The sequence below is a fragment of the Flavobacterium tistrianum genome (genome assembly GCF_003254545.1).
GTDB classification, from domain to species: domain Bacteria; phylum Bacteroidota; class Bacteroidia; order Flavobacteriales; family Flavobacteriaceae; genus Flavobacterium; species Flavobacterium tistrianum.
The window spans coordinates 127,810-141,178 of record NZ_QJRH01000063.1 but is presented as its reverse complement, the minus strand read 5'-3'; the positions used below and the strand labels follow the sequence as shown (position 1 = coordinate 141,178).

Annotated in this window: 13 protein-coding genes; 7 read left to right on the top strand and 6 right to left on the bottom strand. The window is 33.4% G+C overall.

The annotated features are described in order from the left end of the window. The first annotated feature begins 291 nt into the window (after positions 1–291). The 5 genes from DMB71_RS05960 to DMB71_RS05940 all read left to right on the top strand — a co-directional run bounded on the left by DMB71_RS05960 (position 292) and on the right by DMB71_RS05940 (position 6,278). Positions 292–2,436, top strand: coding sequence for a S46 family peptidase (locus tag DMB71_RS05960; RefSeq protein WP_111364490.1), 2,145 nt, complete (start codon positions 292–294; stop codon positions 2,434–2,436). A gap of 190 nt (positions 2,437–2,626) precedes the next feature. Then, complete coding sequence (locus DMB71_RS05955) at positions 2,627–3,982, top strand: UDP-N-acetylmuramate--L-alanine ligase (protein WP_111364488.1); 1,356 nt, start codon at positions 2,627–2,629, stop codon at positions 3,980–3,982. A gap of 155 nt (positions 3,983–4,137) precedes the next feature. Further along, a complete protein-coding gene (radC, locus tag DMB71_RS05950; RefSeq protein ID WP_111364486.1) occupies positions 4,138–4,827 on the top strand; it encodes a RadC family protein in 690 nt (229 codons plus the stop codon). Between the two features lie 3 nt (positions 4,828–4,830). Beyond that, positions 4,831–5,517 (top strand): YjjG family noncanonical pyrimidine nucleotidase, encoded by a 687-nt coding sequence (locus tag DMB71_RS05945; protein WP_111364484.1) that lies wholly within the window; start codon positions 4,831–4,833, stop codon positions 5,515–5,517. Continuing rightward, the gene (locus DMB71_RS05940; RefSeq protein ID WP_111364482.1) at positions 5,517–6,278 is read left to right on the top strand and encodes a hypothetical protein; all 762 of its coding nucleotides are present in this window, start codon (positions 5,517–5,519) and stop codon (positions 6,276–6,278) included. Before DMB71_RS05945 ends, DMB71_RS05940 begins: the two co-directional genes overlap by 1 nt. A gap of 14 nt (positions 6,279–6,292) precedes the next feature. On the opposite strand, the gene DMB71_RS05935 is transcribed toward DMB71_RS05940, so the two are convergent. After that, a complete protein-coding gene (locus tag DMB71_RS05935; RefSeq protein ID WP_111364480.1) occupies positions 6,293–7,570 on the bottom strand; it encodes a replication-associated recombination protein A in 1,278 nt (425 codons plus the stop codon). A gap of 176 nt (positions 7,571–7,746) precedes the next feature. Here DMB71_RS05935 and DMB71_RS05930 point away from each other — a divergent pair, with 176 nt between their 5' ends. Further along, positions 7,747–8,514 carry a rhomboid family intramembrane serine protease gene (locus DMB71_RS05930; RefSeq protein ID WP_111364478.1) on the top strand — a complete coding sequence of 256 codons (768 nt, stop codon included), beginning with the start codon at positions 7,747–7,749 and terminating at the stop codon, positions 8,512–8,514. Between the two features lie 58 nt (positions 8,515–8,572). Further along, positions 8,573–9,079: a hypothetical protein gene (locus DMB71_RS05925; protein ID WP_239452931.1), complete on the top strand. Its 507-nt coding sequence runs from the start codon at positions 8,573–8,575 to the stop codon at positions 9,077–9,079. Here DMB71_RS05925 and DMB71_RS05920 read toward each other — a convergent pair whose 3' ends face one another. The 5 genes from DMB71_RS05920 to DMB71_RS05900 all read right to left on the bottom strand — a co-directional run bounded on the left by DMB71_RS05920 (position 9,080) and on the right by DMB71_RS05900 (position 13,357). Beyond that, the gene (locus tag DMB71_RS05920) at positions 9,080–9,883 is read right to left on the bottom strand and encodes a DUF2490 domain-containing protein (RefSeq protein ID WP_111364476.1); all 804 of its coding nucleotides are present in this window, start codon (positions 9,881–9,883) and stop codon (positions 9,080–9,082) included. A gap of 53 nt (positions 9,884–9,936) precedes the next feature. Beyond that, positions 9,937–10,671: a 23S rRNA (guanosine(2251)-2'-O)-methyltransferase RlmB gene (rlmB, locus tag DMB71_RS05915; RefSeq protein ID WP_111364474.1), complete on the bottom strand. Its 735-nt coding sequence runs from the start codon at positions 10,669–10,671 to the stop codon at positions 9,937–9,939. 87 nt (positions 10,672–10,758) lie between these two features. Next, entirely contained in the window at positions 10,759–11,256 is a 498-nt protein-coding gene (locus DMB71_RS05910) for a lipid-binding protein (protein ID WP_111364472.1), read from the bottom strand. Between the two features lie 15 nt (positions 11,257–11,271). Beyond that, complete coding sequence (locus DMB71_RS05905) at positions 11,272–11,907, bottom strand: DUF5011 domain-containing protein (protein ID WP_111364470.1); 636 nt, start codon at positions 11,905–11,907, stop codon at positions 11,272–11,274. 13 nt (positions 11,908–11,920) lie between these two features. Beyond that, complete coding sequence (locus tag DMB71_RS05900) at positions 11,921–13,357, bottom strand: SusD/RagB family nutrient-binding outer membrane lipoprotein (protein ID WP_111364468.1); 1,437 nt, start codon at positions 13,355–13,357, stop codon at positions 11,921–11,923. Positions 13,358–13,369: the final 12 nt, after the last annotated feature.

Sequence of the window (13,369 nt, the reverse complement as noted above, 5' to 3'; positions counted from 1 at the left end):
GCAAATTTAGTAGAAAATAAATTGTAAGAAATGATTTATAATATTATTTTGTATTTGAAGGTTTATTTTTATAAATAATCATTTCGATTTAAAACTAGTAATTATTTTACTTAATGTTTTTATTAATTTTTATGGATTTACTTTAAAAATTTAAAGCTTATTCTATGTTTTATGAAAATTGTGAATTTCGCAAAATCATGCCTTATTCGATTTATTATGTTTTGTTTTTGAGTTTAAAGCTTATTTTTTTTGCTAAAATGGCTTATATTCGCATCACTTAAACAAAATAACATGAAAAAAGTAATTTTATTCTTGACCATGTGCCTTATGGCTTTCCCAATGAGAGCCGATGAAGGAATGTGGTTTTTGATGTTTATCGAAAGATTGAACCATAGAGATATGGAAAAAATGGGCTTGCAATTGACAGCCGAAGAAATTTACAGTATTAATCACCATAGCTTAAAAGATGCGATTGTACAGTTCAATGGAGGATGTACAGCAGAAATCGTTTCAAATACTGGTTTGGTATTGACGAATCACCACTGCGGATACGGTGCGATTGCAGAACTTTCAACTGCAGAACAAAATCATTTGAAAAATGGTTTTTGGGCAAAAAGCCGTTCTGAAGAATTAAAACCTAAATCGTTGTTCGTTCGTTTCTTCGTTCGTATGGATGATGTTTCAAAAAGAATTTTGTCAAAAGTAAATGATACAATGACAGAAACTGAAAGAAATAAAGTTATTCAGCAAGAAATCGCTTTAATCGAAAAAGAAAACAGCGAAAATGGAAAGTACACAGTTTCTGTTCGTCCTTTCTTTCAAGGAAATGAATATTACTATTTTGTTTACCAAGATTACACAGACGTTCGTTTAGTAGGAACTCCACCTGAAAGCGTTGGTAAATTTGGTGGAGATACAGACAACTGGGAATGGCCTCGTCAAACTGGAGATTTCTCTATGTTTAGAGTTTATGCAGACAAAGACGGAAATCCTGCAGCATATTCTAAAGACAATGTGCCATTACAGCCAAAACATCATTTGCCTGTAAGTTTAAAAGGAGTAAAAGAAAATGATTTTGCTATGATCTTAGGTTATCCGGGAAGAACAAACCGTTGGATGCCAGCTGGAGGAATTGAGCAAAACATTAAATATGCTTATCCTGCTTGGGTTGAAGGTGCAAAAACAGGAATGGATGTAATGAAAAAGTATATGGACAAAGATGCAACTGTTCGCTTACAATACGCTTCTAAATATGCTTCGACTGCAAACTACTGGAAAAACCGTCAAGGTATGATCGATGCTTTAACAAAAGCAGGTACAGTTGATACTAAAACGGAGCAAGAAGATAAATTCTACGAGTGGGCTACTAAACCTGCAAACAAAGAAAAGTACGAAAATGTAATTCCGACTATCAACGATTATTACAGAGAAACAAACTTAAAAGCGCGTCACGATAATTATTTAACACAGCTTTTACGTACTTCTTCTTATGCAACTGGACCAGCTAATTTAGGAAATGCTTTAATTGCTTATTACAAAGAAAATGATGCGAAGAAAGCTGAAATGCTTCCTAAAATCAATGCAATGGTAGAAAGTATTTATGGTGATTTTTATACTCCATTAGAAAAAGATGTTCTAACAGCTCAATTGAATCTATATGCTTCTAAAGCTGCTGAGTACGGACTTGCTCCAGAAATTGCAAAAATGAAAACAGCTAACAATGGAGACTTTACTGCTGATGTAGCAAAAGCAACGGAAGTTAGTTATTTTACAACCAAAGAAAAAGTATTAGCATTTTTAGCTGATCCAAAACCATTAGCAATTGTACACGATCCGTTGTATATTATTTCTAATGATTTGTTGACAAAATACCGTGCTAAAACAGACGATCAGGCAAAAGCAGATGATGGTTTTGCAACAGCTTACCGTAAATTGGTAGAAGGTTTAAGAGAATCTAAATTGAACGCGATTAAATATCCAGATGCAAACTCTACATTGAGATTGACTTACGGAAAAGTTCGCGCTTTACCTGCAGATCCTCGCAACGATGCAAAAATCAATAACTATACTACAATGGAAAGTATGGTTAAAAAATACAAAGCAGGAGATCAGGAATTTGACTTGCCAGCTCGTTTATTAGAATTAAACAAGAAAAAAGATTTCGGACAATATGCTGATAAAGCAGGTTACATGCCGGTAAACTTCCTAACTGATAACGATATTACTGGAGGAAACTCTGGTTCGCCAGTTCTTAACGGAAAAGGAGAATTAATCGGAATTGCTTTTGACGGAAACATCGAAGCTATGGCTGGAGACGTAATTTTTGATTCTAAATTGCAAAGAACGATTAACGTAGATATTCGTTATGTACTTTGGATTATAGACAAATACGCAGGAGCGAAAAATATTATCGACGAATTGACGATTGCAAAATAATCTTTAATTCTGATTATAAATATCAAACCCGACAGGATTTAAGCTTGTCGGGTTTTTTATTGTCTTCTAAATTAATTTATCTCCAAAAGCATATTATATTTCCTTATTTTTGAAAAATAATTATGGAGTTTAATAAGTTATTTGCCATTTCGATTAACCGATTAAACAGTTTAACGATTAAACATTTTAAATGAAAACACATTTCATCGCTATAGGCGGAAGCGCAATGCATAATCTGGCATTAGCATTACATAATAAAGGATATCAGGTTACAGGAAGTGACGACGCTATTTTTGAACCTTCAAAATCAAGATTAGAAAAAAAAGGAATTCTTCCTGCTGAACTAGGATGGTTTCCGGAAAAAATCACTTCAGATATTGACGCAATTATTTTAGGAATGCATGCAAAAGCAGATAATCCTGAATTATTAAAAGCGCAAGAATTAGGTTTAAAAATCTATTCATATCCTGAGTTTTTATATGAACAATCAAAAAACAAAACACGTGTTGTTATTGGAGGTTCTCATGGTAAAACTACCATAACTTCGATGATTCTTCATGTAATGCATTATCACAATATTGCGGTTGATTATATGGTAGGAGCACAACTAGAAGGTTTTGATACTATGGTACATTTGACCGAGGAAAATGATTTTATGGTTTTGGAAGGCGACGAATATTTGTCTTCACCAATTGACAGACGTCCAAAATTTCATTTATACCAACCAAACATTGCTTTGATTTCTGGAATTGCTTGGGATCATATTAATGTTTTTCCAACCTATGAAAACTATGTTGAGCAGTTTGAGATTTTTATCGAAAAAATTACAAATGGCGGAATTTTGGTTTACAACGAAAATGATCCTGAAGTAAAACGTGTTTCTGAAGCAGCGACAAATCCGATTAGAAAAATTGCGTATTCAACACCAGAATATTCTGTAAGTGATGGAGTAACTTTACTAAAAACTCCAGAAGGCGATATGCCAATTGAAGTTTTTGGAGCGCATAACTTGAATAACTTAGCAGGAGCAAAATGGATCTGCCAAAATATGGGCGTTGACGAAGCTGATTTCTACGAAGCAATTGCAAGTTTCAAAGGCGCTTCTAAACGTTTAGAAAAAATTGCTGAAGGAAAAGGCAAAGTAGCTTATAAAGATTTTGCGCATTCGCCAAGTAAGGTGGCTGCAACAACAAAAGCGGTAAAAGAACAATACCCAAACAGAACTTTGGTCGCTTGTTTAGAATTGCATACTTATAGTAGTTTAAATGCTGAGTTTTTAAAAGAGTATGAAGGTGCTTTGGAATATGCAGATGTTGCTGTTGTTTTTTATTCGCCAGATGCTGTAAAAATTAAACAGCTAGAAGAAGTAACTTACGAACAAATTGCTACGGCATTCAACAGAAAAGATTTAATTATTTATACTAATCCAGCTGAATTTAAAGAATATTTGTTCAATTTGAATTTAGATAATTCTGCACTTTTATTAATGAGTTCAGGAAATTATGGAGGTTTAAACTTTGATGAGGTTAAAGGATTGATTTCTTAATTAGTCAATTAGAAAATTAGATAATGTGTCAATTGCTTTGCAGTTGGCACATTTTTTTTAATTATCTATTTGATAAATTTTCTAATTATCTAACTAGATTTTTTTGAAAGATTTTTCTTCTTTTTTAAATATCTTCGCTTCTTAAATTTATTATTATGGAAGGAGGACATTTTGCTATAAAAAATTGGTCTGATGGTGACAAACCTCGTGAAAAGTTAATGCTTAAAGGAAAAGAGGTTTTGAGCGATGCTGAATTATTAGCAATTTTAATTGGCTCAGGAAGTCGCAATGAATCTGCGGTTGCATTAAGTAAACGGATTTTAGCTACCACAAAAAATATAACTGCTTTGGGGAAAATGTCTATTATTCAATTGATGCAATTTAAAGGTATAGGTGAAGCAAAAGCGGTTTCAATTGTTTCGGCTTTAGAGTTGGGTAGAAGACAAAGAATAGAAGATGTTGAAAAAGTCAAAAAAATAACTTCAAGTAAAGGTGTTTTTGATATCATGCAACCAATTATTGGAGAACTTCCGCATGAAGAATTTTGGGTGCTTTTTCTTAATAATTCTAATAAAGTAATTTATAAATCACAATTAAGCAAAGGAGGCATTGCTGGAACAATTGTAGATATAAGACTTGTTTTTAAATTGGCATTAGAAAATAGTGCTACTGGCTTGATTTTGTGTCATAATCATCCTTCTGGAAGTTTAGTTCCAAGTAGTGCCGATAAACAAATTACCAATAAAATTAAAACTGCAGGAGAAATTTTAGATGTTAAAGTTTTGGACCATGTTATTATAACTGAATCAAAATATTATAGTTTTGTAGATGAAGGAATTTTTTAATGCATGAATACCAATATTACCGACATCTTTTTTGATTTAGATCACACGCTTTGGGATTTTGATAAAAATTCAGAAATGGCTTTTGATCGTATTTTTAAAAGTAAGTATCAAGAAATCGTTACTCAAGATTTTATTAGAGAATATATTCCGATCAACCAAGAATGCTGGAGACTGTATCAGAATGATAAAATTACGCATCAAGAATTACGTTACAATCGTTTGAAGTTTTCTTTCGATGCTTTGAATTATGCTATCTCAGAGGAGAATATCTTGGAAATTGCCAATGATTATATTGAGTTTTTGACCGACAATAATTATCTCTTTGATGGAGCAATTGAAGTTTTGGAATATTTAAAGCCAAAATATAAACTTCATATCATTACAAACGGATTTGCCCAAGTGCAGGAAAAGAAAATTAACAATGCTTCACTTGGAGGTTATTTCAGTACGATTACAAATTCGGAGCTAGCAGGAGTTAAAAAGCCAAATAGTATTATATTTGATTATGCATTAAAACTGGCAAATACTTCTAAAGAAAACAGCATTATGATTGGAGATGATTTTGAAGCCGATGTAAATGGTGCTTTGAATGCTGGTATAGATGCTATTTTCTTTAATGAGAAGAGAATCGACGTTTCGGAAAACTATAAACAAATTAACCATTTATTAGAACTAAAAAAATATTTATAATGATGAGAATTAAAATTTTATTTGCTGCACTTTTATGTTCATTTGTTGGATTTGCGCAGTCTATTAATGATTACAAAGCTGTAATTATTCCTTTGAAATATGAGTTTATGAAGACTGATAATCAATATCGTTTGGCAACTTTAAGCAAACAAAATTTAACTAAAGCTGGTTTTGAAGCTTTTTATTCAAATGAACAGCTTCCTGACGGTTATACAGATCGTTGTCAGGTTTTGTATATTGATGTAGTAAAAGATAATGCTTTCTTGGTAACTAAGCTTATAGTGAACTTAAAAGATTGTTTTGGTCAGGTTGTTTATACTTCTGAAGTAGGAAGAAGTAAAGAGAAGGATTATGAGGTAGCTTACAAAGAAGCATTGGACAATGCTTTTAAGTCAGTTGCTGCTTTACATTATAAATATAGCGGTACTCCAGTTGCGACTTCAAAAACTCCTGCTCCCGCAAAAGCTGTTGCAACAACTGCGGTTACTACTGTAGCAGCAACTCAAATTGTTACAGCATCTTCACCAGACTTAAAAGATCCAAATTTACTATACGCTCAACCAACAGAATCAGGCTATCAATTAATTGATAAAACTCCAAAAGTGGTAATGAAGCTTTTCAAAACTTCGCAACCGAACGTTTACATCGCTAGTAAGGATAATGTGCAAGGTTCTTTAATCTTGAAAGGAGACGGACAATGGTATTTTGAATCTTATCAGAATGATAAATTAGTTTCAGAAAAAATTGTAGTTAAATTCTAAATATAAAATATGGTTTAATAACCGTATTTATCTTTCCAACGGTTCTTTAGAAATTCGCGGGTACTGTTCTCTCTAGAATTGTTTCCAGGATTATAAAGAACCGTTTCTTTTATAGCATCTGGCAAGAATTCCTGTTCAGCAAAATTATTGGCATAATCATGGGAATACTTATATTCATCACCGTATCCTAGTTCTTTCATTAATTTGGTAGGAGCATTTCTCAAATGAAGCGGAACAGGTAAGTCACCAGTTTGTTTTACCAATTGCTGTGCAGTTCCAATTGCCATATAAGAAGCATTGCTTTTTGGCGATGTAGCCAAATAAATCGCACATTGGCTTAATATGATTCTGCTCTCTGGATATCCAATAGTTGTAACGGCCTGAAAAGTATTATTGGCCATTATAAGTGCAGTTGGATTGGCATTGCCAATATCTTCACTAGCCAGAATAAGCATTCTTCTTGCAATAAATTTTACATCTTCTCCACCTTCAATCATTCGGGCTAGCCAATAAACAGCTCCATTGGGATCGCTGCCACGAATTGATTTTATAAATGCAGAAACTATATCATAATGTTGTTCACCAGTTTTGTCATAAAGAACTGTGTTTTGCTGTACAAGTTCTAAAACGCGATCGTTGGTAATCGTAATTTCGTCACCTGCGGAAGCGTTAATGACAAGTTCAAATACATTTAGAAGTTTTCTACCGTCACCGCCCGAAATTCGCAATAAAGCTTCTGTTTCTTTTAAACTTATTTTTTTTGTCAATAAATAGACGTCAGTTTTCATTGCGCGCTCTAAAAGAGCTTCTAAATCGGCTTTTGTAAATGCATTTAGTATGTAGACTTGGCAACGTGACAATAATGCAGGAATCACTTCAAAACTTGGGTTTTCGGTTGTAGCACCAACCAAAGTTATCCAACCTTTTTCTACAGCTGCTAAAAGTGAATCTTGCTGTGATTTACTAAATCGATGAATCTCATCAATAAACAGAATAGGATTTTTGGCTGTAAAAAGCCCGCCGCTTTGTTTTGCTTTATCAATAACATCGCGAATATCTTTCACACCCGAGTTTATGGCACTTAGAATATAAAAGGGTCTTTTGGACTCCTGAGCAATGATTTGGGCCAAGGTTGTTTTTCCTGTGCCAGGAGGCCCCCAAAAAATCAATGAAGGAATTATTCCTTTTGAAATTTGCTGTGTTAAAGAACCAGTTGGTCCAACCAAATGCTGCTGGCTTATATAATCTTCTAATTTCTGCGGACGAATACGCTCTGCTAAAGGTGCTTCCATAATTACAAAATTACTGTTTTCAGATTTAAATTTCGTTCATTCAAAAGTTAAAACAGTTCTTAGAGAGAAGGATTGTTCCAATTTGAGACAATTTTTTATATCGATATGACAAAATATCAGTAAAATATTTTTGGATAGTTTTTTGAGTTCTGCTAGATGTTATTTTCTAAAAAAATATGAGCGACACTAATTTTAAGTTTTCAAATTCGGTTATTGGACTTCCGTTATTTTTTGTCCTTTTTTTATGGGTTATATATTGGCTTCAAATTCGGTTTGATTTTGATTTTTATCGATATGGAATTTATCCTCGAGATTTTGTTGGACTGCGAGGTGTTTTGTTCAGTCCATTTATTCATGAAAATTTGGATCATTTATACAATAATAGCATTCCTCTCTTAATACTATTAGCAGCAATGCAGTTTTTTTACCCGGAACAAACTTTTGGAGTTATCAGTTATGGTATTCTTTTTTCAGGATTGATTACTTGGGTTGTGGGAAGAGAAAATTTTCATATTGGTGCAAGTGGATTGATTTATGTTCTTGTAAGTTTTATTTTTTTTAAAGGCATTCAAACGAAATATTACAGACTAGTAGCTTTGTCCTTGACTGTTATTCTACTATACGGCGGAATGATTTGGTATGTTTTTCCAGATGTTGATCAGTCTATTTCTTGGGAGGGGCATTTGGCAGGACTTATTACCGGTTTTGTTTTGAGTTTACTTTACAAAGCGCCTGAATACGCAAAACCAATTGTTTACGATTGGCAACGTCCAGATTTTGATGCTACTACTGACCCTTTTATGAAGCATTTTGATGAAAATGGAAATTTTGTTGTTTTTGATAATGAAGAGGAAGAAGACGATTTAGGATATTTTTTGTCTAGTCATCCAGTAAATTATATTGTGACCAAAAAGGAAACTCCTGAAGATGATGCCACTCAATAATTTTCTTTAAGATAAAAAGATTAAATTTGTTAGTTAACAATTTTAATTTTTGAGCATTATGAAGAAAATGAATTTTTTAGTTTTGTTCTTGTGTTTTGTTTTTAATGCAAAAGGCATTGCTCAATGCGAAATAAAAAATAGGGTGCAGGCAGATGGGAGTATGATGTACTATTTCGAACCAGCCATTTTTTATACCACAAAATCAAAATCATTGAAAATTAATATTGTTACTGATAAAGAACATTATTTTGTTGCGCTACAACCGACACCGTTTCCTGAAAAAAAAATTGGAAAAAAAATAAAAGACGATTTAATAATTCATCTGGCAGATAGCAAAACTTATAAGTTGGTACATTACGATACCCAATATCGACGTAACGATTCTATAATGCAAGTTCTTTATTTAATTGATGATAAAGATCTCGATGCATTTTCTAATTATGAAGCCGTTAGCGCAGAAATCAATATGGCGGGAACAGAATTTATAAGAAGCTATAATTTTAAGCTTCATAAAGATGCTATTGTCGAACAGCTTAAATGTTTTTTAAAGAAAGAAGAAAACTAATTATTCTTCATCCTTTATTTCAAGATGCTTTTTCTCTTTTATTTTCTTTTGAAGGTTTCGAATAAGATTGTTGAAAGTTATGGTAAGCGAAGCCGCATTTGTTGTCTGATTTCCACTGTTTCTTGGAAGAAACTCGTTGCAATAAGTTAATTCTACCTGAAAATCATCTGAAAATAAATAACCAGCTCCAATATTGAATCGATTCCGATCAAAGAAGCTTTCGCCTGTAACATTTGCTCCAGATTTAAAATAAACTTCGTCTGAGGTAATTGCATATACAACACCGCCTCTTAATACTTTGCTATTGATTGGTTGTATAAACTTGATTTGCTGACGGTATCGAAAAACATTTTCATAATCATCATCTTTATTTTTCATATGACGGAATTCGGTACGCATTCTTGTACTTAATGTATATCCAGTTTTATGAAAGTAGTAAATTCCCTGAAGAGCAAATCGTGTTTCTGGAGATTCAAATTGACCTATTTCAGGGACATCTCTATTATTGAAATAAGCTATAAAAGCCGAGAATTTCCATCTGGGAGAAAAATAATAATGTCCCCAGCCTCTAATAGATCTCTGAATCGTATTCTCGAATAAATTTGGTGATGATTCAGTGCTGCTGTAAGCTGCAGCAAAATCTATTTCAGTAGCCCATTTTTTACTCAAAGTTTGGTTAAACTGAATTTCATTCCAGAATTGATTATAAGTACTATTTTGTCCGTAGCTGTTTGTAATCAGTAGAATTACAAACAGGCATCGGAATAGTATAATTTTTGATTTTGAATTAGATTTTGAAAGCATTAATTAAAGGTATTTAATTATTTCATTCGCATCTTAATCTTTCAATGTGTTTTTTATGTTCTTTGGCGGACAGCTTCGTATAGAAAAGCGCCACAGGCAACAGATACGTTTAAAGATCCAATTGAGCCGAACATTGGCAATTTGGCTTTTTCATCTACTATTTTTAAAACAGAAGGATTTATTCCTCGGTCTTCAGATCCCATGATAATTGCTACAGGTTCAGATAGTGATATGTCGTATATGTTTTGGTCTGTTTTTTCAGTTGCAGCCAATGTTTTTATTCCAGAGCCTTGTAGGTAAAAAATGGCATCTTTAATATGTTCAACCTTGCAAATAGGAACATTAAATACAGCTCCGGCAGATGTTTTAACAGTATCTCCATTAACAGGAGCAGAACCTGCCTTTTGTACAATGATTCCATTTACACCAGTGCACTCAGCTGTCCTAATAATAGCTCCAAAATTTCTAGCGTCTGATATCTGATCTAAGATAAGAAAAAGAGGTTTTGCACCAGACTCAATTGTAGATTCAACTAGATGTTCTAGATCGATAAAACCAATAGGAGAGATGGTAGCTACAGCACCTTGATGGTTGTTTGGAGTTAAACGATTAAGTTTTTCTACAGGCACGTAAGAGAAATTAACATTTGCACGTTTCATTACCTTCATTAAATCTTTCATAAGGTCACCAGAAATGTCTTTCTGAATGAAAACTTTGTCTACTTCTTTTCCCGCCTGAATTGCTTCTATTATGGCTCTAATGCCAAATATTTGATGTTCTTTTTCCATTGGACAAATATAGGTAATATGTTTATATAAAAAAACCACCCCAAATTAATGAGGTGGTTTAATATTAAAGTGCTAGATTAAAAAATCTTAGTATTCATCTTCTAAGAAACCAGTTCTTCTATGACCTTCGTAAGTATAGATAATTCCTGGCTCATTGCTAAACTCTGCTTTGAAAGAGATTTTATCAACAGTGTGTCCACCAAGAGATGTAGCAGCATTTTTTTCTACTTTACCAGCTGTAATAGTTACAGTTTTAGCATTGTATGTGTTTGCTGCAGCAGTTGCTGAAAAAGTATTGTCACTGTTAAAAGTAACTTTAACTTTGAATCTCTTAAGACCTGCAGTATTATGATCGTCTAACCATAATGTGTTATCATTGGCAGCTGTGTTATAAGTAGTGAACAAAGCATGATCAATAATTACTGTTCCAGCTGGATTAGTAGTTGAAACATACCAATCACCCGCAAGAAATTCAGCTGATGTTCCTCCTGGATTTGTGTCTCCAACTTCGTCACAAGCTACGAATGACGTAAGTACTAGGATCGCCACAAGTACACGTGTTATATTTAGTTTTAATTTTTTCATTTTAATATTTTTAAATTATCGTGTAAATATTCTTTCAGCTGTACCAAAGACTGCTGAAGCATAAATAACCCATTTCCAGTTGTTTTTGTCTGTTATGGTTCCAATATTACTTTCCGCAGAAATTCCTGATTTAGAAGTATTTTCAGCATAAGGAGCGTAAATTTGTTTGTCATCTATGTTGTAGAACTCCAATGTAATGAAGTCATTAGCAACGTTATAACCTGTAGCGTTATCGCAAATGTACTTTCTGTCAGCTAACCTTTTAACGTTATTAACGTTTGCACCTCTTGTAAATGCACCTTCTAAGTTAATTGTACTAGGTTTATTGCTTAATACAACAACTGTACGTGTCAAAGTAGCAGGAAATCCATCATTGTTTAAAGCTGAATAGTTAATTTTGTACACAGTTGGTTTGCTTGTATCTACTGAACCGCTAATTTTTACCTCTAAAGGTTGTCCGTTTGCTTCAGCATCAACACCTTTTTCAGTGTAAGTATCTCCTTGTGTTAGTACAACAAGTGCATCTCCATGCATAGTTAAGTTTGGATAGTAAGTAACTTTTGAAACGTTCGCAGTTGAATCACCATCACAAGCTGTAAATAATAATCCTGAAACAAGGACTACCATTAGTTGTATAAATATTTTTTTCATGATCTAATTTTTATTAGTTAACATCCCACCAAACTTTGTCAGTGATTAGTTTCGCTGCCGGTGCATTTGGATTTCTTGTTGTTACAACGTTTGGTAATACAATTCTTCTTGGGAATACGTTACCAGTTTTAGTTTCAACTGCAATAGCCAATTGTCCAGGAATATATAATTCGCTAGATTGTTTAACAGCAGATTCTTTTGGATATCCTGTTCTGTTTTGCTCTAAGAATGATTCGTAACCATTTCCTGGGAAACTTGCGATCCATTTTTGAGTGATGATAGCTTCAATTTGAGTGTCAGTTCCAGTTGCAGGGAATGCATACACTCCATTTACGAAACCTGCAGCATCTGTTGGAGTTTGTCCCCATCTTACCAAAGCAGCAGTAACACCAGCGTCATATTTAGCTTTTGCACCAGCACCACCATAGTATCTTGTAAGGGCTTCAGCTTGAAGGAAATAACTTTCTTCCTTGCTGATAAAGAAAACAGGTGTTAAAGGGCTTAATTGAACTAGAGATAAGTTTGGAACTGAAGTATTATTCCAATCACCTTGATTGTTTGGGTTACCAGGTTGTGCATAGTATTTAGCTAAACGTGGGTCACCTTTAAGAGATAGGTAAGAAAACATAGTTTTACTAGCTCTTAAGTTCAAAGTAGTATTTAATTGTCTTCTATCAGACTCATAAAGTGGGTTACTTCTATCAGCAGCATCTTCGAATTGAGTCATAGCAGCATCAACATCTAAGAATTGTGCTCCAGAATTAATTAAAGAAGTGATTCCAGACTGAGCAAGAGTTGGGTTAACCGCAGTTAATCTCATGTGTAATTTTAACAATAGAGTATTTCCAAATTTTGTCCATTTTTCCATATCTCCATTGAAAATGAAATCATCCTTACCTGGTTTATCTCCTACAGAAGCACTTAAATCTTTTGATAAAGCTAATTTCAAATCAGCGATCATTAAATCATAAGTTTCTTTTCCTGTATTAAATTTAGGTTGTAAAATGTTAACATTGTTAGCTTCAGTATAAGGAATATCATCATACAAATCCGTTAAAACTTGAGATCCTTCAACTTCAAGAATTGTAGCCATTAGGTAATAGTTCCAGTTTCCTTCTTTTGCAGATTGAGCTTTTACAGTTCTGATATCGTTTAATGCATCATACATAGCAGTATAAGCTGCTGCGTAGTTGTTTGCACCGATACTGTAGCTGTCAATATCTCTATATTGGTTAGAAGTTGGGTTTTGTGTCCAAAATTGAGACCAAAAACCACCTATTATAGCGTAGTATGATCCTTGTGCACCTGCAAGTCCTGCAATACCAGCAGGAAATATTGTGCTATTTGCTTGTCCAGGAGGCAATGCATCCGGGTCTCTGTTAATGTCAAATGTTTCATCACATGACACTAATAAGAAAAGAGCTGTTATTAATGTTGCTATCTTTTTCATTTTTCTATATTT